The following is a 20,571-nucleotide window of genomic DNA, read 5'->3' on the forward strand; positions in this document are numbered from 1 at the left end:
ACCTGGCCGTCTACTCTGTGTCCCCCGCCTTTCTCAAGAAAGGGGGAAACATCCGAAATTACTGATTATGATACTTTCTGGTGCGCCGGGTCGGCACGGCATTAGCCGGGTCGTCAGGCCAAACGTGCTTGGGATAACGCCCTTTCATCTCTTTCTGCACATCACGATAGGCGCCCTGCCAGAATGCAGCCAGATCGCGGGTGATTTGCAGCGGACGCTGAGCCGGCGACAACAGTTCCAGCACCAGCGCCACCCGGCCCTCCGCCACGCGCGGGCTTTCCCGTTCGCCGAACATTTCCTGCAACCGTACCGCCAGCGCCGGCGCGCTATCCTCAGCATAGCGGATAGGCAAACGGCTGCCGCCTGGCACCGTGTAATGGCTTGGCAACGCGCTATCCAGACGCTGTTTCTGCCGCCAGTCAAGGCGGCGTTGAAGGGCTTCCGCCAGATTGAGCTGATTCAGCCCTCGGCGATCGCGTACGCCTGCCAAAGAGGGTAAGAGCCACTGTTCCAGCGTCGTCAGCAGCGTGTCGTCATCCACTGCTGGCCACTCGACGTCAGGCAACCATTGGCGCGCGCACTGAATACGGGCGCGCAGCTGTGAGGCCGCCGCGTCCCAATTCAATACGGATAACCCTTGCTCGCGCAGCCAGTTCAGCATCGCCTGCTGCAGGTCATCGTCGGAGGGCTTCGCCAAAGGCCGGATGTGCAACGTCAGACAGCCGATTTGGCTACGCCGACTGGCGCGCAGCGTACCTTTTTCTTCATCCCAGTGCACGATATTCCGCTCGCACAACAACCCCGGAGCATGTTGCAACAACCGGTCGATATCCACCGGCAGCGCCAGCTGAATTCGCGCATCGGCATACTGAGGACTTTGCATCAGCGCGGGGACGATCAGCCACTCGGAAGCGGTCAGCGGGTCGTCCACCGCCAGCTGACCGCCGACGCCGTTCGCCAACTGATAACGGCCGTCCTGACCGCGCCGCCGGGCGATGCGATCGGCGAAGCCCTTCGCCAGCAGCGCTGCCGCCAGCCCGTCGTCGAAATGGCCTTTGCCGCCCCCTAGACGTCGCGCCAACTGCGTGGCCCGACGCTGCCAGTGACCGGCCGGGCGACGCAGGCTATCGAACAAATTCGGCGAACCGCTGCGAGGCGGCTCTTCAATAATGGCCGCCAGCAGCGCCGCCGTGGCCAGCGCGTCGCCGCTATCCCGCGCGGCGGCATGTAGCATTACCGCCAGACGCGGATCGCTGCCGATACCCGCGATCTGCCTGCCGGTGGTCGTCAACTGCTGCCGATCATCAACGACGCCCAGTTGCAGCAACAGACGCTGTGCGCCAGACAGGGCTGGCGCGGGCGGCGTATCCAGCCAGGTGAGCTGACCGATATCGCGACATCCCCACTGCAACAAATCCAGCCAGAGGCCCGACAGATCGCTATGCAGTATTTCCGGTTCGCTCTGCGCCGCCGCGCGCTCCGCCTGCTCTTTCGTGCACAGGTGCCAGCAGACGCCAGGCTCCAGACGTCCCGCCCGGCCAGCGCGCTGCGTCATGGACGCCTGACTGATCCGCTGGGTCGTCAGCCGCGTCAGTCCGCTTTTGACGTCGAATAGCGCGACGCGCTCCAGACCGCTATCGACGACGACGCGAATGCCTTCAATCGTCAGGCTGGTTTCGGCGATATTGGTCGCCAGCACCACTTTGCGCCGCCCCGCGGCCGCCGGACGAATAGCCTGCTGCTGCTCCGCCAGCGCCAACGCGCCATACAGCGGACACAGGTCGATATCCTCCGCGATGCGTTCGCCTAGCAGAAGTTGCAACCGTTTGATTTCCGCCACGCCCGGCAGGAAGACCAGCATCGAACCGCTTTCCTGCTGTAGCACCTGCTCAATCAGTCGGGCCAGCGAAGCCTCCAGACGCTCATGCTTCCCCGGCGACTGGAAGTGTCGCGTCACCGGGTAAGCGCGCCCCTCGGAACTGACTGCGCGCGCATCCGGTAATAAAGAAGAGAGACGGTCGTTGTCGAGCGTGGCCGACATGATCAGCAGTTTGAGGTCGTCGCGTAGTCCCGCCTGCACATCGAGCAACAGCGCCAGCGCGAGGTCGGCTTGCAGGCTACGCTCGTGAAATTCATCCAGGATCACCAGAGAGACGCCTGCCAGCTCGGCGTCCTGTTGTAACATCCGCGTCAGAATACCTTCGGTCACGACTTCCAATCGCGTCTGCGCGCCGCAGCAGGTTTCGGCGCGCATCCTAAAGCCCACCGTCTGTCCGGGCGTTTCTCCCAGCAGTTCCGCCAGCCGGAACGCGACGCTTTTCGCCGCCAGACGGCGAGGCTCCAGTAAAATGATACGACCGGGCAGTTCGGCATTCTGCAACAGCTGTAGCGGCAGCCAGGTAGATTTTCCGGCGCCGGTCGGCGCATGCAGCAATACCTGAGGCGACTGGCGCAACGCGTGGATGACGTCATCCAGCACCTCGCTGACGGGCGGTAAACTCACAGAATTCTCCGTAATGATTAACTTTAAGCGGCTCGCATTGTAGCATCGGAGCCCCCTATTATAGAGAGAGCGTCATGACTGCCACCCGCCGCCTGTTTTTTGCCCTGCCGCTGCCGGAAAACACCCGCCGCCAGATTGTTCGCTGGCGCGCGGCGCATTTCCCGATGCAGGCGGGACGTCCGATCGCGGCGGCCAATCTGCATCTTACGCTGGCGTTTCTCGGTGAGGTCGGCGACGGTCAGCAGCGTGCGCTGCAAACGCTGGCAGGACGCATTCGTCAGCCGGGGTTCACCCTGACGCTTGACGACGCGGGTCACTGGCCGCGTCCAGGCGTGGTCTGGCTGGGATGTCGCCGGGCGCCGCGCGGTCTGTTGCAGTTGGCGGACCTGCTGCGGGCGCAGGCGGCGCGTCACGGCTGCCACCAAAGTCTGCAGCCGTTTCATCCGCATGTCACCCTGTTACGCGGGGCGACCCACCCTGTGGCCTTGCCGCCCGCCACCTTCGGCTGGTCAGCTCACGTCGACAGCTTCTCCCTGTATGAATCGCAGTTTGAACACGGCCGAACCCGCTATCGGTCGCTGGCAAGCTGGCCGCTTATCGCCAAAGAGTAATGACTATGCAGTTTTCGCCCCCGTTGCAGCCCGCGACGCTGATTAAACGCTACAAACGCTTTCTGGCTGATGTGGTCACGCCCTCAGGCGACGTCATGACGATCCACTGCCCCAACACCGGTGCGATGACCGGCTGCGCCACGCCGGGCGATACCGTCTGGTACGCGACCTCCGACAATCCCAAACGCCGCTACCCCTGTACCTGGGAACTCACCGAAACGCAGGACGGCGATCTCCTGTGCGTCAACACGCTACGCGCCAATCAGGTCGTCCGTGAGGCAATACTGGCGCAGAAAATCCCGGAATTGAACGGCTACGACTCGGTGAAAAGCGAGGTGCGCTATGGCGAAGAGGGCAGCCGCATTGATTTTCTTCTCCAGAAGCCGGGAATAGCGGACTGCTATGTTGAGGTTAAATCAGTCACATTATTGCAACATGCGAGTGGTTATTTTCCTGATGCAGTGACGCTGAGAGGACAAAAACATTTACGTGAACTACAGTACATGGCGGCCAGCGGAGCGCGTGCTGTACTCTTTTTCGCCGTGATGCATTCCGGCATCACGCGGGTCTCTCCTGCCGGCCACATAGATAAACGTTATGCCGAATTATTATGGCAGGCACAGCAACTGGGGGTTGAAATTCTCTGTTACGGGACCCATCTTGCTGCGGAAGGGATAACAGTAAATGGCCCGTTACCATTCGATAACATGGCGGTAATGCGCGAATAGCGTGATACGTTATGTTTACGGATGAATTCAACGCTTCCTCACACTTTATCAGGCCAGTGTCAGGAATGATTGCCAACCCAACGTCCATCTGTTATTTATAGCGGCCTGTTTTTTCCCCTCGGGGATCGATACTGCGTGTCGTGTTATGTAGGAGAAGCAACATGCAAGAAGGGCAAAACCGTAAGACATCCTCTCTGAGCATCCTCGCGATTGCCGGAGTGGAGCCATACCAGGAAAAGCCGGGCGAAGAATACATGAACGACGCTCAGCTGGCGCATTTCAAGCGCATCCTTGATGCATGGCGCAACCAGCTACGTGGCGAAGTTGATCGCACCGTATCACACATGCAGGACGAAGCTGCTAACTTCCCAGACCCCGTTGACCGCGCGGCTCAAGAAGAAGAGTTCAGCCTGGAACTGCGTAACCGCGATCGCGAACGTAAACTGATCAAGAAGATCTCCAAGACATTGCAAAAAATCGAAGACGAAGACTTCGGGTTCTGCGACTCTTGTGGGGTTGAGATTGGTATCCGCCGACTGGAAGCCCGTCCGACCGCCGACCTTTGCATCGACTGCAAAACGCTGGCGGAAATACGCGAAAAACAAATGGCAGGATAATCTATTCCTGAACGGGAAGGCTTCGGCCTTCCCGTTTCTTTATATGACGTCCATCGACATGACGCTCCCGCAGTAGTATGTCCGCATTACAACAAGATAATCATTACGTCGGGCGCTTTGCCCCTTCCCCGTCCGGCGATCTGCATTTTGGTTCCCTGATAGCCGCTCTCGGCAGCTACCTGCAGGCGCGTGCCTGCGGGGGACGTTGGCTGGTCCGCATTGAAGATATCGATCCCCCTAGAGAAGTCCCCGGCGCCGCCTCGCGCATTCTGCGCCAACTGGAGCACTACGGTCTCCACTGGGATGGCGACATCGTTTACCAGTCGCAGCGCCACGACCGCTACCGCCAGATCCTCGACGACCTCAAACAACAGGGGCGCTGCTACTACTGCACCTGCACGCGTCGCCGCATTCAGCGTCTCGGCGGCCGTTACGATGGCCACTGCCGCACGCTGGCGCACAGTCCGGATAACGCCGCGCTGCGGCTAACGCAAACCCGCCCAGTCATGCGCTTCCACGACCGTCTGCGCGGTTGGTTGGATGCGGACCCGGCGCTGGCGCGCGAAGACTTCATTATTCATCGCCGCGATGGCCTGTTCGCCTATAATTTAGCGGTGGTAGTGGACGACCGCGATCAAGGGGTGACAGAGATCGTCCGTGGGGCGGACCTGATCGAGCCCACCGTGCGCCAGCTGTCGCTGTTTCGACAACTTGAGTGGAATGCGCCGGACTATGTACATCTGCCGCTTGCGCTGGATGCGGCGGGCAAAAAGTTGTCCAAACAAAATCATGCCCCGCCGCTGCCCCAGAGCGATCCGCGGCCGACGTTGGCGCAGGCGCTTGCTTTTTTGCGCCAACCCTTGCCGGAAAGCTGGCAGGACCTGACGCTGCCGGCACTCCTGACATGGGCCGAGACCCACTGGTCGCTCGCGACCATACCTACGGAAGCGGCGATTCCGTTGCCCGAAATCACATCAGCATTCTCAAAGCGCTGAGGGTGAGCTATGATTAGCCGCTATTTTTTGATTGGGCCGTTCATTTTTCATCATTATCGAGGTGTATTATCTTTACCCGAGTAGCTAATTTTTGTCGTAAGGTACTGAACCGTGAGAACGAGTCCGGCGCTTCCTCAGCACCGCGCGAGTCCATGACGGTCATTCCGCGTGACCAACATACTATTTCACGCAGTGACATTAGCGATAATGCCCTGAAAGTACTTTACCGCCTGAACAAGTCAGGCTATGAGGCTTACCTGGTCGGCGGCGGCGTACGTGATCTGCTGTTAGGCAAAAAGCCCAAAGATTTCGATATCACGACCAACGCAACGCCGGAACAGGTTCGCAAACTTTTCCGCAACTGCCGTCTGGTCGGACGCCGCTTCCGCCTGGCCCACGTCATGTTCGGTCCTGAAGTGATCGAGGTCGCGACATTCCGCGGTCACCACGAACAGCATCAGGAACAGCTGCTGAAAAACACGTCCCAGCAGGGACTCAACGGCATGCTGTTGCGCGACAACATTTTCGGCACGATCGAAGAAGACGCCCAACGCCGCGACTTCTCCATCAACAGCCTCTATTACAGCAGCGCGGACTTCACCGTGCGCGACTACACCAATGGGGTTAGCGACCTGAATCAGCGCATCATCCGCCTGATTGGCGAGCCGGAAAAACGCTACCGCGAAGATCCGGTGAGAATGCTGCGCGCCGTGCGTTTCGCCGCCAAGCTGGATATGACCATCAGCCCGGAAACCGCCGAGCCGATCCCGCGTCTGGCCTCGTTGCTGCACGATATTCCGCCGGCGCGTCTGTTTGAAGAGTCGCTGAAGCTGCTACAGGCGGGCTACGGCCATCCGACGTATGAACTGCTGTGCGAATATCAACTGTTCCAGCCCCTGTTCCCGCTGATCAGCCGTAACTTTACCGAAACCGGCGAAACCACGATGGAGCGGATGATCGTGCAGGTGCTGAAAAACACCGACCAGCGTATTCAGAACAACATGCGCGTGAACCCGGCATTCCTGTTTGCCGCCATGCTGTGGTATCCGCTGATCGAGCACGCCCAGAAGCTGGCGCAGGAAAGCGGTCTGGCCTATTTCGAGGCCTTCGCGCTGGCGATGAACGATGTACTCGACGAGCAATGCCGTTCACTCTCCATCCCCAAACGCATTACCTCGCTGATCCGCGATATCTGGCAGCTGCAACTGCGCTTGTCTCGCCGTCAGGGAAAACGCGCCTTCAAGCTGATGGAGCACCCCAAATTCCGAGCGGCCTACGACCTCTTGTGCCTGCGCGCTGAAATCGAACATCAGCCGGAACTGCAGCGTCTGGCGCAGTGGTGGGGCGAATTCCAGGTAGCTGCGCCGCCGAGGCAGCAAGTCTTACTCAACTCGCTGGATGACGGCCCTACGCCGCACCGCCGCTCTCGCCGTCCGCGCAAGCGCCCGGCCGCGCCGCGCCGAGGTCAGCAATAATGACGTGCGTGTATCTGGCACTCGGCAGCAATTTGTCGCAGCCGTTACAACAGGTACATGCTGCGCTGACAGCGTTGGACGCGATCCCTCTCACCCAGCTGGTGCGCTGCTCGCCCTTCTATCGCAGCCGTCCGCTGGGCCCGCAAGACCAACCGGATTACCTCAACGCCGTGGCGGAGCTTCACACCGAGCTTGAACCGGAAGCGCTGCTGGATCAGACGCAGCGCATCGAGCTGGAACAGGGACGCGTCCGTAAGGCGCACCGCTGGGGGCCTCGCACACTGGATTTGGACATCCTGCTGTTCGGCGATGAGGTGATCAATACCGACCGCCTTATCGTTCCCCACTACGATATGAAAAACCGCGAATTCATGCTCTATCCACTGGCCGACATCGCCCCCGAACTGACTTTCCCCGACGGAGAAGCGCTGGTCGATCGCCTGGCCTGCGTGCCGTCCAACGGACTTGCCCTGTGGGATCACGCGGCGCAGTAAACGTTGCCGCAAATAAAATGTCCGACGCCTCGCCGTTTTCAGTAGAATATCGCCGCCCCTTTTCACGTCCTTATCTTTATTCAGGAAGGCAGCTATGAAACCAACAACCCTCACTCATCTGCGCCAGTGGAAACAGGCCCGCAAAAAGTTCGCCACCATCACCGCCTACGACGCCAGCTTTGCCCGTCAGTTCTATGAACACGGCGTCAAAGTCATGCTGGTGGGAGACTCCTTAGGGATGACCGTGCAGGGAAACGATTCCACGATCCCCGTGACGCTCGAAGATATGGTCTATCATACCCGTTGTGTCCGACGCGGCGCGCCGCTGTGTCTACTGCTCTCCGACATTCCGTTTATGGGCTGCGCTACGCCGGAGCAGGCCTGTCAGCAGGCGGCCGAATTAATGCGGGCAGGCGCCAACATGGTGAAAATAGAGGGAGGCAGCTGGCTGGTGCCAACCGTACAGAAGCTGACAGAACGCGCCGTGCCGGTGTGCGGCCATTTGGGCCTGACGCCGCAGTCGGTCAATATCTTCGGCGGCTATAAGGTGCAGGGTCGTAGTGATACCGCCGCGGAGCAGCTGTTGGAAGACGCGATCGCGCTGGAGCGAGCCGGCGCGCAAATGATGGTGCTGGAGTGCGTACCGGTCGAGCTGGCCCAGCGCATCACCAACGCGCTGACGATCCCGGTTATCGGCATTGGCGCAGGCAACGTGACCGACGGACAAATTCTGGTGATGCACGACGCATTGGGTATCAGCGGCGAGCAAACGCCAAGCTTCGCCAAAAACTTTTTGGCCCTGGCGGAAGACATCCCCTCGGCCATTCGCCTTTACGTGCAGGAAGTAGAGCAGGGACTGTACCCTGACGACCAGCACGCCTTTCACTAACGCAGGAGAAGCGGAGTGTTAATTATCGAAACGCCCCTTTTGCTAAGGCGCGAAGTCCGGCGCTGGCAGCAAGAAGGGAAAAGAGTGGCGCTGGTTCCCACCATGGGGAATCTGCATGACGGCCACATGGCGCTAATTGACGCCGCCAAAGCGAGCGCCGATATCGTCATCGTCAGTATTTTCGTCAATCCGATGCAGTTTGAACGCGCGGACGATCTGGATCGCTACCCGCGTACGCTGCAAGAAGACTGCGAACGCCTGACCCAACGCGGAGCCGATCTGGTCTTCGCTCCGGCCGCGCAGGACATCTACCCCGCCGGGCTTGATCAGCAGACTTTTGTCGAAGTCCCCGGGCTGTCACAGATGCTGGAGGGCGCCAGCCGTCCCGGCCATTTTCGCGGTGTAGCCACGGTGGTCAGTAAACTGTTTAATCTGGTACAGCCGGATGTCGCCTGCTTCGGCGAAAAGGATTATCAACAGCTGGCGCTGATTCGTCGGATGGTGGCGGATATGGGATACGACATCAGCATCGTGGGCGTCCCGATTGTCCGGGCGGAAGACGGCCTGGCACTCAGCTCGCGTAACGGCTACCTCACCCCTGAAGAGCGCAAGCTGGCGCCTCAGCTGCCGCGTATTATGCACACCATCGCGGAAGAACTTGCCACCGGTAATCGGCAGATTGACCACATTCTGGGGCGAGCGGAAGAGGCCCTGCGCAATGCGGGCTTTACGCCGGATGAACTGTTTATCCGTGATGCAGACTCGTTGGAACCGCTGACGACGGACAGCGCGCGCGGCGTCATTCTCATGGCTGCGTGGCTCGGAAAAGCGCGGCTTATCGACAACCTGCAGGTGGATCTCACCGCATAATCGACACCCGGTATTCGCTAATGATAAGAACTATGCTGCAAGGCAAACTACACCGGGTCAAAGTGACCCAAGCGGACTTACACTACGAAGGCTCTTGCGCCATCGACCTTGACTTCATGGATGCCGCAGGCATTTTGGAATACGAGGCCATCGATCTGTATAACGTGGACAACGGCCAGCGATTTTCCACTTACGCAATCGCCGCCGAACGCGGATCGCGCATCATTTCCGTAAACGGCGCGGCTGCACGCTGCGCCTGCGTCGGTGACCGTATGATCATCTGCTCCTACGTGCAAATGTCAGACGAACAGGCCCGCGATCATCACCCCAACGTCGCCTATTTCAACGACGACAATGAGCTCCAGCGCACAGCTAAAGCCATTCCGGTGCAGTTAGCCTAATCCCCTGCGGCGTCGCGTCTGCGGCGCCGCTTCTCCGCCGAAGCGTTCGCTAGTTAGCCAGCCGCGCCGCCATGGTCTCAATGGAGTCTGTTCGCAGCAGAAACAGTCTTTTCAGCGTAAACGGGTTATCCCCCGGCAGCACCTTTCCCTGTTGCGTCGTCAACGCCATATGAAAACCCGCGGCCTTCGCCGCCTGAACCGCCGTCGGGGAGTAGCCGCCAAACGGATAGGACAGATACCACACTTGTGCGTTAAACGGTGACAGTGCGCGCCGCGTATGCTCGAGATCAAGCTTGATATTGCGCCGCGTTCGACTCAATAAAACCGGGCGACGCGCAGGACCCAGTCGATGCAGAAAATGGGTATGTGACTGGAAGTCGAACACATCGGCAATCTGCCGGAGTTCACTGCTGCTCATAAATTGCAGCGAGTTCGGATCCCACGGCTGCGGCTGCGATTTGATGCGTGAAGTGATGATGAACGCAGTGGCATGGAAGCCAAACTGTTTCAGTGTCGGATAAGCGTAGCGACAGACGGACTTCAGACCGTCATCAAACGTCAGCACGACCGCCCTGCCCGGTAAATTGATGCGATTGTGCAGGTAATCTTCCAGCTGATACAGCGAAAGCGTCGTGTAACCGGCCTCTTTCAAATAGGCCATCTGGCGGTTGAACGCGTCATCCGACGTCGTCGTCGACGTGTGCAGAAAATGCGTGTTTTCGACGTCGGTCAGCAGATAGTGATAGGTCAGCACCGGAATACCGTGATCCTGTTCACTGTCTTGCGCCCTGATGAACGCCGGCCTGTCGCCCAGGGCAATTTCATACCAAAGGTGATTGAACCGATCGTGGCTGAGACCGGCGACAGGATAGCGCAGGTTGCCCGCCATCACGCCCATCGCCGGGCTATCGTCATCCGGCGCCGAGTAGAGCGTCACCGGTCGCGGCGTGATGAGATTTCGACGAGGGCAAGGCGTCATCGGGTGAACTTGCGCCGGAGGGCCGTCGAGCGGCGCGCCGAGCGCATGCTTATCGATGAAACCAGTGCCGAACCCGAAGTTCAGCGCATCACGCTCTTCGGAGCCGGGACGCACCCGGACCACCTCGCCGCGTTTGATGGAGGCGACGATTTTCACGCTGTCGTCAATCAAGGCGTAGACGTCGCTGTCGTGGATGAGCGTTCGGTATTCGGAAGAGGGATCGGCGTGATGCGACAAGGCATGGGCACCGGTCAGCAACGCCAGGAGCGCGATGCCGACGCCGAGCCCCGCAACGGCCGCCTTGGATTGAACGTGCATAGAGAATTGACTTATTTGATGCCGATATTAAAAACGCCTCCCGAAGGAGGCGAACACATTAGCCGCGCAGGCCGCGCCCCCGCTGGATCAGCCACCACACCAGCACGTAAAAGACGACGATGAAACTCACCAGCACACCCAGCGTCAACGTCAGTGAGACATCGTTGATCCCCAGGAAGCCGTAGCGAAAACCACTGATCATGTACACGATCGGATTCAACTGAGAAACCGACTGCCAGAACGGCGGCAGCAACGTGAGAGAGTAAAAGACCCCGCCGAGGTAGGTCAACGGCGTCAGCACGAAGGTCGGGATCAGGCTGATGTCGTCAAAGGTTTTGGCAAACACCGCGTTCAACAGACCGGCCAGCGAAAACAGCATCGCCGTCAGTAACAGCGTCACCACAATCATCCACCAGGCATGCACCTGTAGCGGCACAAAGAACAGCGATACGGCGGTCACCAAAATCCCCACGCAGATCCCCCGCGCCATCCCGCCGCCGATATAACCGGCAATGATAATATGCGTCGGCACCGGCGCAACCAGCAGCTCTTCAATGTTGCGCTGGAATTTTGCGCTGAAGAATGACGACGCGACGTTGGCATAGGCGTTCGTAATCACCGACATCATAATGAGGCCGGGTACGATGAACTGCATATAAGTAAAGCCGTGCATTTCGCCGATGCGCGAGCCGATCAGGTTGCCGAAAATAATGAAGTAGAGCGTCATGGTGATAACCGGCGGCACCAGCGTTTGCACCCAGATGCGGGCGAAACGGTTGATTTCTTTCGTCCAGATACTCTGCAACGCGACCCAATACAACCTGCTCATGCTTTCTCCTCGTTGGCATGTTCTCCATGATGGTTAACCAAACTAACGAACAGCTCTTCCAGCCGGTTAGCCTTGTTGCGCATACTCAAAATTTGGACGCCCTGCGCGCTCAGCTGACTGAACACACCGTTCAGTCCCTGATCCCGCTTCACGTCGACCTCCAGCGTCGTCGTGTCCACCAGTCGATGCGGGTAGCCTTCCAAGCGCGGCAAGGCGCTTTTAGACGCCAGATCAAGAATGAATGTTTCCGACTGCACTTTGGAGAGCAGCTGCTTCATCGAGGTATTTTCCACCAGCAGACCGTTCTGGATGATGCCGATGTTGCGGCACAGCATTTCCGCTTCTTCGAGATAATGCGTTGTGAGAATGATGGTGGTGCCCTGAGCGTTGAGCTCTTTCAGAAACCCCCACATGGACCGGCGCAGCTCGATATCCACCCCAGCCGTCGGTTCATCGAGGATCAGCAGTTTAGGTTGGTGCATCAGGCGCGGGCGATCATCAAACGCCGCTTCATCCCGCCCGACAGCATGCGCGCCCGTTCATTGCGTTTTCCCCACAGATCGAGCTGATTGAGGTATTTTTCGGCGCGTTGCTGCGCCGTTTTGCGATCGACGCCGTAGTAACCCGCCTGATGCGTCACAATCTGATAGACCGTTTCAAACGGGTTGAAGTTGAATTCCTGCGGCACCAGACCCAACTGGCGTTTGGCGTTGACGATGTCCTGGTCGATGTCGTAACCAAAGACGTTAACTTTGCCTGAGGTCTTGTTCACCAATGAGCTGATAATGCCGATGGTAGTAGATTTCCCCGCGCCGTTCGGTCCCAGCAGCGCATAAAAGTCGCCGGCCTCCACCTGTAAATCAATCCCTCGCAGCGCTTTGACTCCTCCTGGGTAAGTCTTGCTTAATTTCGCTAGTTCCAGTGCATACGTCATAAGAAAATGGATGCCTTATTGTCAGTGTGTACGTCAGTTTTCAATGTTAAAACCCCAGTGATTGCTCTATATTAACTCCACTGCCATTTGTTGTTACAGGTCATTTACTTTCATGAAAACAATCGAAACGCTCATCGCTAATAACCAGAATTGGTCCGAAAAGATGGTGAAGGAAGATCCGGGTTATTTTGAACGATTAGCTCAGGCGCAGCGCCCGCGTTTTCTATGGATTGGATGTTCGGACAGTCGGGTTCCCGCGGAGAGCCTGACCAGCCTGGAGCCGGGAGAGCTCTTTGTTCACCGCAACGTCGCCAACCTGGTGATCCATACCGATTTGAACTGCCTATCGGTCGTGCAGTATGCGGTCGAAGTGTTAGAGGTCGAACACATCATCATCTGCGGTCACTATGGCTGCGGCGGCGTGCAGGCGGCGGTGGAAAACCCCGAACTGGGGCTGATTAATAACTGGCTGCTGCACATCCGCGATCTGTGGTACAAGCATAGCTCTCTGCTGGGAGAATTGCCTCCCGAAGAGCGCTTCAACAAACTGTGTGAACTCAACGTGGTAGAGCAGGTGTATAACCTCGGCCACTCCACCATCATGCAGTCCGCCTGGAAACGGGGCCAGAAGGTGATGATCCACGGCTGGGTCTACGGCATTCAGGACGGTCGGCTGAGCGATTTGGACGTCACCGCCACCAGCCGCGAATCGCTGGAACAGCGCTATCGCCGGACGATGTCTTCACTACTGTCGTCTACCCGGGCAGACTAGCCGAAATGAAAAGCCGCGCTCAACGGTCGCCGTTGGCGCGGCTTTTCATTTTCTCCCACGGCAAGCGCGAGCAGCTTACTCCGAAATCACCTTGCCGATGTACGGCAGGTGACGATAATGCTGCGCGTAGTCGATGCCGTAACCCACCACGAATTCGTCCTCAATGGAGAACCCCACCCACTCGACGGGCACGTCGACTTCACGGCGTGACGGTTTATCCAACAACGTGCAGATGGCGAGGGACTTCGGTCCGCGCAGCTGCAGAATTTCCCGCACTCGGCTGAGCGTGTTGCCGGAGTCGATGATGTCTTCCACGATCAGTACGTCTTTGCCGCGAATGTCTTCGTCCAAATCCTTCAGAATTTTCACGTCACGCGTGGAGTTCATGCTGTTGCCGTAGCTCGACGCCGTCATGAAATCGACTTCGTGAGACACTTCCAACGTCCGGCACAGGTCCGCCATGAAGATGAACGAGCCTCGCAATAATCCCACTAGCACCATGTCGCTCTGGCTGTTCTGGTAATGCGCGCTAATTTGGCGACCGAGTTCGGTTACACGCGCTTTGATGTCCTGTTCGGAGATCATGACGTCGACGGTGTGTTTCATCATATTGAAAACTCATTGAGTGGATGTGTTCTGTATCGCCTCGCAGGCCATACCCCGATGCTGAATACGCGACCTGTGCGCACCAGAAGATATGGCCGCGGAGTATAGCAAAAGCCCCCTTTCACTAATAGGCGCTTTCACGTTCAGTTCCCAAAGTGGGCGGCCGAAGTACTGTCCAATCGTAGGAATATCGCTAAAAAAACGCGTTAACCGCAACGTTTGAACAAAATAATCAGGATTGCGTTATGCCTGAATAAAGCTGGGTAAAGCCGGTTGCCCCGCAGACGGGGAATGTCCTTATATAGGGCCATCCCTACTGAAGAGGTGCATTTATGAAAACATTGACCCAACGTTATGGCATCGCTGCCGCCATCGCCGCTTGCTCTCTTTTTGCGACCCTGCCCAGCGCCTTTGCGCATCCGGAACAGGGCGCGCCGCAGATGGAAGGACATGGTCACGGCGAGAAAGACCATGACCGTATGCCGCACCATCCGCCGTTCCCTCCGATGCCACCGGCGTTGTATCAGGCTTCTCTGCAGACTAACGATCCGGTCGCTGGTGTGAACAAACTGGTTTCCAACGTCCCTGCCGGCAACGGTAAGACCTATGAAGTCAGCGTGAGCGTGCGTGAAGTCCCGCCAGCGCCGCCCGCACCGCAAAAAGGCGCTGCGGATAAATAAACCTGCTAAGGTTTATTTGATCGTCCCATGGCAACACAGGAATTTCGTATGAAAAGATTAGTGACAGCTTTCGCCGTACTGAGCCTCATGCCTGCGGCCTTTGCCGCGCCTGGCGGCCCGGATATGTGGCATGGGCATGAGCATGGTCACGATCATGGGCCGGGTCCGGGTCCCGGCTTTCACTACGACCATCTGCCGCCGGGAGTCGAAACCGTGCTGATCGCCGGACTGACCTACTACGTTCTGAACGGCATTTTTTATCGTCCGGATCAGGAGGGGTATGTCGTGGTCGACACCCCGGATAATGTTGAGACCACAAACACGATGACGGTACTGGACGTCAACGGCGAACGTTTTTATGTCAAAGACGGACGCTATTACCGCCACACCGTTGAGGGCGATTACATCGAAGTGCCTAGGCCGCCGGGCCTGTAATCACGGTCTTTTCTTCTTGATGGGGGAAAAAGACCGGTTGTTCGGTGCGAATACTGAGCCTGACCGGCTGGTCAGGCTCAAACCAGTTGTTGGTTTGTACCAGCAACACATCATCCCCAATTCTTACCCGATATAAATTATTGGTGCCCAGAAACAAGCGATCCTCAATCACCGCCGCCCCCTCCGGGTCCAGCGCCAGCGCGATTTCCTGCGGACGCACCAACCAGTCCCGCATCATCCCGGACTCCAGTCCCAACGACCGCGCCGCATGATGCTCGCCCAGAAAGCTCTTCCAATCCTTATCACCCGTAATCTTTACCGGCAGGTAATTGCCGTAGCCCATGAAATCCGCGGTGTAACGATTCACCGGTCGGTAGTACAAGTCGGCGGAAGCGCCCTGCTGAACCAGATGGCCCTTGCGCATCAGCATCAGGTGGTCGGCAAAGGCAAAGGCGTCCTCTCTTTCGGTGGTCACGAGCAAGGCCGCAATATGGCGCTGCTTCAGCAATCGGCGCAGCTGCGTCAGCAACGGGTAACGATGCTGGCTGTCTATCCCGCTAAACGGCGAATCCAGCAGCAGAAGCGAAGGACGACAGGCCAGCGAGCGGGCCAGCGCGCCGCGCAGGCATTGCTCTTTCGACAACTCGTGCGGGTAACGCTGCGCGATATCCGTCACGCCCATCAGCGTCAAAGACTCCTCCAGTACGCGGCGGGACTCTTCGCCGGAGATAAGCTGCATCCCGAAGCGAACGTTTTCCCTCACGGTCAGATGCGGAAACAGCGCGTCATCCTGAAACACCATCGCGACGGACTGGGAGGACGGAGGCTCGCCGTTGACAGGCGTTCCCGCCAGCACAATCTGGCCCTGCGTCGGGGCGATCAGCCCGGTAATCGCCTTGAGCAACGTGCTCTTGCCCTCCCCGCTTTCCGCCAACAGACAAACCCGTTCGCTTTCATGAATGGAAAAGGTGACGCCGTCCAGGACCGGACGGGACGGGTAGCCGCAGTGCAGTTCGCGCACCGACAAGATATCTGGTTGGGTCATGCGGAATTTATCCTTCCCTCTGTAGCAGACGATGAAGTCCGAATAACGGCGGCACGCCGAGCAAGACCAGCAGAAACGCCGGGGCGGCGGCCCACGCCAACTGGTCGGATTCAACAAAGCCGAACACATAGGTCGACAGCGTGTCGACGTCAACGCGCTGCAACAGCAGCGAAGCATTCAGCTCTCGCAGGCTCTCGCTCCAGACCAGCAGCGCACCGACGAGCAGCGTACCGCGAACAGACGGAAACACGTTGAGCCACACGTTTTGCGCCGTGGAATAACCCAGCGTTCGACTCATCGCGTTCATACCGGCCGGCAGCTGACGTAACTGCTGGTGTAACGGGGCGATAATGAGGCTGGCGCCTCGCAGACTATAGACCAGGATCAACATCAGTACCGATCCGGACAAAACGCCCATTGCCAGCGGCATTCCGCGAGAATCAATCAGCATGAGCGCCACCAGCACGCCCATCCCCGCCAGACTGCCCGGCAACACACGATTGAACCCCAACCAGCGCAGTGGATGCCGAAACGCGGGGTTGTCGGCGGTCCGCTTGTCGAACAGATACATCATCGCCAATCCCAGCGAAATCAGCGTCGCGCACGCCGCCGCCAGAACGCTGTTGATGGTCGCCAGCAACAGCGGAAGGGTCCAAAGTGTGACCGCCGTCGTCAGCCAGTGACGGGCCAGCCAAAGAAGCGGCAGGCCAAACGCCAGCAGCACCAGCCCGCATCCAGCCGACAGCGTGACGCGGCGGAGCCAGACCGGCGCCTCGGGTCGTTCGATCGGGTAAGGCGATAAGGGACGTTGGTAACGCACTTGCCAGAGACGACCGTGACGCGCGATCGCCCCGAGCAGCACGACGAGCGGCAACAGGATCAGCGCGATGCGCGCCGCCGTCCCGAACTGGGCCTTGTCGCGCCAGAAATCCAAGCTGGCGGTCGTCAGCGTCGGCACAGAAAAATAGCTCGCCGCGCCGTAGTCCGACACTGATTCCAGCGCCACCACCGCAAGCCCCAGCCATAGCGTCGGGCGAACCAAGGGAAAACGCACGCGAAAAAACAGCCGCAGCGCAGAAGGACAGTGCAGCCGCCCGGACTGCATCACGCTCTCCGGCAGGCTCATCAGCGTGGCGCGCAATAGCAAATAGAGATAAGGGAACAGGGTCAGCGCAAGACACACGCTACAGATGATCTGCCGCAGAGGCGGGCTCCAGTCGAATCCCCACCCGGACAGGTGGGCGAACGAGAGCGCATAGAAGGTTTGCCGGACCGGACCGCCGAATTCCAGCAGTTCGCCGTACACGGCCGCCAGCAAATAGGCGGGCATGGCTAAAGGCAGCAGGAGCGCCAGATGTAGCCAACGCTGTCCCCGGAAACGGTAGCGGGCCATAATCAGGGCGAACGGAAGCGCCAGCAATAAACTGATTGCCGCGCTCTCTGCCATGATCGTCAAGGTGTTTTCCCCATAGCGCGACAACATCGTCCACAGGGAAGCCATACTCATGCCGGGTTCTACCACGGCCAGCACCGCTACCGCCGCTACAGGAAACAGCAGCACCCCCGCCAACCACCCACTACTGACGCGCCAGATACTGAGATTCATAGGTAAAAGCATAGAAAAAGTTTCAGATAACACGATTAATAACAGAGCTTAACTCAGCCGTCATGAAATCAATCTGCGAGAAAAAGGCACTAATCCGGCTATTGGTCAATACTTAGCCCTGACGGTCGGTCGAGGCCTGCGCACCCGTGTTGATCGCGGCAGGCGCAGGACCGCTTAACCGCTTAATAAAACTTGGAATCCGCGATAATAACTGTGGTAACGTCTCACCAACGGCAGTATGAAACAGGTCTAACCATGAAAAAATCCGCACTGGCGCTACTCTTGCTGAGTCTGTTAAGTGTCTCTTCCGCCAGTAAAGCACTGAACGAATTCGAAGCCGAAGATCTTGCCGATCTGACGGCCATCTTCGTGTATCTGAAAAATAACTGCGGCTACCAGGATCTGCCCAATGAACAAATTCGCCGCGCGCTGGTGGGATTTGCTCAGCAGAACCGCTGGGATTTGAGCAACTACAACACCTACGACATGCTCACGCTGGGCGAATCCAGCTATCGTGATTTGAGCGGCATCGCCATCCCCACCCCAAAAAAATGCCAGTCACTGGCCCGAAATTCGCTCAGTCTGCTGGCGAATACCCAGTAATTGTCTAAATCCTCCGCACTGCATGAAATTTGACCGTGCAAGCCTAATAAGAGTTAGCTATCATAGCGCGCCAATTTTCATGGCTGTTATCGCGGAGGAAGCACTAACATGTCCCAGAAAGAAATTTGGTATGAAACACTCCATGCCAACTTCGGTCAGTACTTTGCTGTAGACAACGTGCTCTATCACGAAAAGACCGACCATCAGGACCTGATTATTTTCGAAAACGCCGCACTGGGCCGAGTGATGGCGCTGGATGGCGTGGTGCAGACCACCGAACGTGACGAGTTTATCTATCATGAAATGATGACTCACGTGCCCCTGCTGGCGCATGGCAATGCCAAACGCGTGCTGATTATTGGCGGCGGCGACGGTGGCATGCTGCGCGAAGTCTGTCGTCATCGCGGCGTAGAACAGATCACGATGGTCGAAATCGACGCCGGTGTGGTGGAGTTCTGCGGTCAGTACCTGCCGAACCACAGTGCAGGCGCCTATGACGATCCGCGTTTCCGTCTGGTCATCGACGACGGCGTGAATTTCGTTAAAGCCTGCCAGGAAAAATTCGACGTCATTATCTCCGACTGTACCGACCCGATTGGTCCCGGAGAAAGCCTGTTTACCTCCGACTTCTATGAGGGCTGCGCACGCTGCCTGAACGACGGCGGTATTTTCGTGGCGCAAAACGGCGTTTGTTTCCTCCAGCAGGATGAAGCGGTCACCAGCCACAACAAGCTGAACCACTACTTTAGCGACGTCAGCTTCTATCAGGCCGCAATTCCAACCTATTACGGCGGGATCATGACCTTCGCCTGGGCGAGCAACAACCCGGCCTTACGCCAATTGAGCCCGGAAAGTCTGCAAGAACGTTTCGCCGCAACGGGAATCGACTGCTGCTACTACAATCCGGCAATCCACGTCGGCAGCTTTGCCCTGCCGCAGTATCTACTGAATGCGTTGTCGGCCGCGCGCTGATAATCGTATCCATAAGGGGGTGAATTAAATTGCAAAAGCTGAAACTACACGGCTTTAACAATCTGACCAAGAGCCTGAGTTTTTGTATCTACGATATCTGTTATGCCAAAACGCCAGCCGATCGCGATGGATATATTGCCTACATCGACGAGCAATATAACGCGAACCGTTTGACAGAAATCCTGACCGAAACCTGTTCTATTATTGGCGCCAACGTCCTGAATATAGCCCGTCAGGATTATGAGCCGCAGGGCGCGAGCGTGACCATTCTGGTCAGCGAGGAGCCTGTCGATCCGCGTGACGTGGATACCTCCGAACATCCCGGCCCGCTGCCGAATTCGGTCGTCGCCCATTTGGATAAAAGCCATATCTGCGTGCATACCTATCCGGAAAGCCATCCGGAAGGCGGCCTGTGTACGTTCCGTGCCGATATCGAAGTGTCTACCTGCGGCGTCATTTCCCCGCTCAAGGCGCTTAACTATCTGATCCACCAGCTGGAATCGGATATTGTGACTATCGACTATCGCGTGCGCGGATTCACCCGCGATGTGAACGGCGTTAAACACTTCATCGACCATAAAATCAATTCCATACAAAACTTTATGTCGGATGATATGAAGTCGCTGTATCACCTGATGGATGTGAACGTTTACCAGGAAAATATTTTCCACACAAAAATGTTGCTGAAAGATTTCGATCTGAAGCACTACCTGTTCAACGCCAGCCCGGATGCACTGACGCCGGAAGAGCATCAGCGGATTACCGATCTGCTGTATCGCGAAATGCAGGAAATTTATTACGGCAGAAACATCCCCGCCATGTGACCGCCAAGCCTAAGGGCGCCTGCCCTTAGGCTTTTCTTGTGCTTAACCTCCCTATAAATCCCATATATTGCGTGGTTGATATTTTTCACCACTATATCTAGTATTACCTCTCAGAAGACGACACCACGTGTGCCACGGCAGCTGACCGCCATCGCTTCTCGATCGGGCATACCGCCCCCCTTTTTTTGAGCCCAGAGGTGAATACGAATCATGAGCATTACTGTTTACAGCAAATCCAACTGCCCGCAGTGCGATGCCACCTGCCGAGCGCTCGACAAGCACCAGATTGGCTATAATAAAATCGATTTGACTCAGGACGCTCAGGCGCTGGCCTTTGTGCGATCGCTGGGTTACCAGCAGGCGCCGGTAGTCGTGACCGGGCAGG

General features: G+C 57.7%; 22 protein-coding genes and 1 pseudogene. 16 read left to right on the forward strand and 7 right to left on the reverse strand.

Annotation, left to right across the window (positions count from 1 at the left end; all coding sequences use genetic code 11):
* Nucleotides 1-58: 58 nt before the first annotated feature.
* Nucleotides 59-2,503 (reverse strand): ATP-dependent helicase HrpB, encoded by a 2,445-nt coding sequence (hrpB, locus tag AU511_RS11670; protein ID WP_094109787.1) that lies wholly within the window; start codon nucleotides 2,501-2,503, stop codon nucleotides 59-61.
* 74 nt (nucleotides 2,504-2,577) lie between these two features.
* Between hrpB and thpR the strand changes: the two genes are divergently transcribed.
* From thpR to panD, 9 genes are all read left to right on the forward strand, one after another.
* Nucleotides 2,578-3,114, forward strand: coding sequence for an RNA 2',3'-cyclic phosphodiesterase (thpR, locus tag AU511_RS11675; protein WP_094109788.1), 537 nt, complete (start codon nucleotides 2,578-2,580; stop codon nucleotides 3,112-3,114).
* 5 nt (nucleotides 3,115-3,119) lie between these two features.
* Nucleotides 3,120-3,842: a DNA/RNA nuclease SfsA gene (gene sfsA, locus AU511_RS11680; protein ID WP_094109789.1), complete on the forward strand. Its 723-nt coding sequence runs from the start codon at nucleotides 3,120-3,122 to the stop codon at nucleotides 3,840-3,842.
* A gap of 161 nt (nucleotides 3,843-4,003) precedes the next feature.
* Complete coding sequence (gene dksA / locus AU511_RS11685) at nucleotides 4,004-4,459, forward strand: RNA polymerase-binding protein DksA (RefSeq protein WP_026741198.1); 456 nt, start codon at nucleotides 4,004-4,006, stop codon at nucleotides 4,457-4,459.
* Between the two features lie 77 nt (nucleotides 4,460-4,536).
* Nucleotides 4,537-5,454 carry a tRNA glutamyl-Q(34) synthetase GluQRS gene (gene gluQRS, locus AU511_RS11690; RefSeq protein ID WP_094109790.1) on the forward strand — a complete coding sequence of 306 codons (918 nt, stop codon included), beginning with the start codon at nucleotides 4,537-4,539 and terminating at the stop codon, nucleotides 5,452-5,454.
* A 68-nt stretch (nucleotides 5,455-5,522) separates the two neighbouring features.
* Nucleotides 5,523-6,929 (forward strand): polynucleotide adenylyltransferase PcnB, encoded by a 1,407-nt coding sequence (pcnB, locus tag AU511_RS11695; RefSeq protein WP_205756450.1) that lies wholly within the window; start codon nucleotides 5,523-5,525, stop codon nucleotides 6,927-6,929.
* Nucleotides 6,929-7,423: a 2-amino-4-hydroxy-6-hydroxymethyldihydropteridine diphosphokinase gene (gene folK, locus AU511_RS11700; protein WP_094109791.1), complete on the forward strand. Its 495-nt coding sequence runs from the start codon at nucleotides 6,929-6,931 to the stop codon at nucleotides 7,421-7,423. The genes pcnB and folK overlap by 1 nt, the downstream gene beginning before the upstream one ends.
* Before the next feature lie 94 nt (nucleotides 7,424-7,517).
* Nucleotides 7,518-8,312 carry a 3-methyl-2-oxobutanoate hydroxymethyltransferase gene (panB, locus tag AU511_RS11705; RefSeq protein ID WP_094109792.1) on the forward strand — a complete coding sequence of 265 codons (795 nt, stop codon included), beginning with the start codon at nucleotides 7,518-7,520 and terminating at the stop codon, nucleotides 8,310-8,312.
* Nucleotides 8,313-8,327: 15 nt separating this feature from the next.
* On the forward strand, nucleotides 8,328-9,182 hold the full coding sequence (gene panC / locus AU511_RS11710; protein WP_094109793.1) for a pantoate--beta-alanine ligase: 855 nt from the start codon (nucleotides 8,328-8,330) through the stop codon (nucleotides 9,180-9,182).
* A gap of 20 nt (nucleotides 9,183-9,202) precedes the next feature.
* On the forward strand, nucleotides 9,203-9,583 hold the full coding sequence (gene panD / locus AU511_RS11715) for an aspartate 1-decarboxylase (RefSeq protein ID WP_094101626.1): 381 nt from the start codon (nucleotides 9,203-9,205) through the stop codon (nucleotides 9,581-9,583).
* Nucleotides 9,584-9,632: 49 nt separating this feature from the next.
* On the opposite strand, the gene AU511_RS11720 is transcribed toward panD, so the two are convergent.
* The 3 genes and pseudogenes from AU511_RS11720 to AU511_RS11730 form a co-directional block, all read right to left on the reverse strand.
* Entirely contained in the window at nucleotides 9,633-10,880 is a 1,248-nt protein-coding gene (locus AU511_RS11720; RefSeq protein WP_094109794.1) for a polysaccharide deacetylase family protein, read from the reverse strand.
* 58 nt (nucleotides 10,881-10,938) lie between these two features.
* On the reverse strand, nucleotides 10,939-11,709 hold the full coding sequence (locus AU511_RS11725; protein WP_094101624.1) for an ABC transporter permease: 771 nt from the start codon (nucleotides 11,707-11,709) through the stop codon (nucleotides 10,939-10,941).
* Nucleotides 11,706-12,643, reverse strand: a pseudogene (locus tag AU511_RS11730) (ABC transporter ATP-binding protein). The gene AU511_RS11725 and the pseudogene AU511_RS11730 overlap by 4 nt, the downstream one beginning before the upstream one ends.
* A gap of 112 nt (nucleotides 12,644-12,755) precedes the next feature.
* On the opposite strand from AU511_RS11730, the gene can reads away from it, so the two are divergent.
* A complete protein-coding gene (gene can, locus AU511_RS11735) occupies nucleotides 12,756-13,415 on the forward strand; it encodes a carbonate dehydratase (RefSeq protein ID WP_094101622.1) in 660 nt (219 codons plus the stop codon).
* Nucleotides 13,416-13,490: 75 nt separating this feature from the next.
* Here the strand turns inward: can and hpt are convergent, their stop codons facing one another.
* Nucleotides 13,491-14,021, reverse strand: coding sequence for a hypoxanthine phosphoribosyltransferase (hpt, locus tag AU511_RS11740; RefSeq protein WP_094109801.1), 531 nt, complete (start codon nucleotides 14,019-14,021; stop codon nucleotides 13,491-13,493).
* 332 nt (nucleotides 14,022-14,353) lie between these two features.
* Here hpt and AU511_RS11745 point away from each other — a divergent pair, with 332 nt between their 5' ends.
* Nucleotides 14,354-14,701 carry a hypothetical protein gene (locus tag AU511_RS11745; RefSeq protein WP_094101621.1) on the forward strand — a complete coding sequence of 116 codons (348 nt, stop codon included), beginning with the start codon at nucleotides 14,354-14,356 and terminating at the stop codon, nucleotides 14,699-14,701.
* 48 nt (nucleotides 14,702-14,749) lie between these two features.
* Nucleotides 14,750-15,136, forward strand: a complete 387-nt coding sequence (locus tag AU511_RS11750) for a DUF6515 family protein (protein ID WP_094109795.1) — start codon at nucleotides 14,750-14,752, stop codon at nucleotides 15,134-15,136.
* Here the strand turns inward: AU511_RS11750 and AU511_RS11755 are convergent.
* Complete coding sequence (locus AU511_RS11755) at nucleotides 15,117-16,181, reverse strand: ABC transporter ATP-binding protein (RefSeq protein WP_094102119.1); 1,065 nt, start codon at nucleotides 16,179-16,181, stop codon at nucleotides 15,117-15,119. The two genes, AU511_RS11750 and AU511_RS11755, sit on opposite strands and share 20 nt — an antisense overlap.
* 7 nt (nucleotides 16,182-16,188) lie before the next feature.
* Complete coding sequence (locus tag AU511_RS11760; protein WP_167372029.1) at nucleotides 16,189-17,787, reverse strand: ABC transporter permease; 1,599 nt, start codon at nucleotides 17,785-17,787, stop codon at nucleotides 16,189-16,191.
* 255 nt (nucleotides 17,788-18,042) lie between these two features.
* On the opposite strand from AU511_RS11760, the gene AU511_RS11765 reads away from it, so the two are divergent.
* From AU511_RS11765 to AU511_RS11780, 4 genes are all read left to right on the forward strand, one after another.
* Nucleotides 18,043-18,390 (forward strand): YacC family pilotin-like protein, encoded by a 348-nt coding sequence (locus AU511_RS11765; RefSeq protein WP_094102117.1) that lies wholly within the window; start codon nucleotides 18,043-18,045, stop codon nucleotides 18,388-18,390.
* A gap of 108 nt (nucleotides 18,391-18,498) precedes the next feature.
* Nucleotides 18,499-19,362 carry a polyamine aminopropyltransferase gene (gene speE / locus AU511_RS11770; RefSeq protein WP_094109797.1) on the forward strand — a complete coding sequence of 288 codons (864 nt, stop codon included), beginning with the start codon at nucleotides 18,499-18,501 and terminating at the stop codon, nucleotides 19,360-19,362.
* Nucleotides 19,363-19,391: 29 nt separating this feature from the next.
* The gene (gene speD / locus AU511_RS11775) at nucleotides 19,392-20,186 is read left to right on the forward strand and encodes an adenosylmethionine decarboxylase (protein WP_026741215.1); all 795 of its coding nucleotides are present in this window, start codon (nucleotides 19,392-19,394) and stop codon (nucleotides 20,184-20,186) included.
* Between the two features lie 210 nt (nucleotides 20,187-20,396).
* Nucleotides 20,397-20,571, forward strand: a 175-nt coding sequence (locus AU511_RS11780; RefSeq protein WP_094109798.1) for a glutaredoxin family protein, incomplete at its 3' end; no start/stop codon positions are given.

The sequence above is a fragment of the Lonsdalea iberica genome, assembly GCF_002111585.1.
GTDB classification, from domain to species: domain Bacteria; phylum Pseudomonadota; class Gammaproteobacteria; order Enterobacterales; family Enterobacteriaceae; genus Lonsdalea; species Lonsdalea iberica.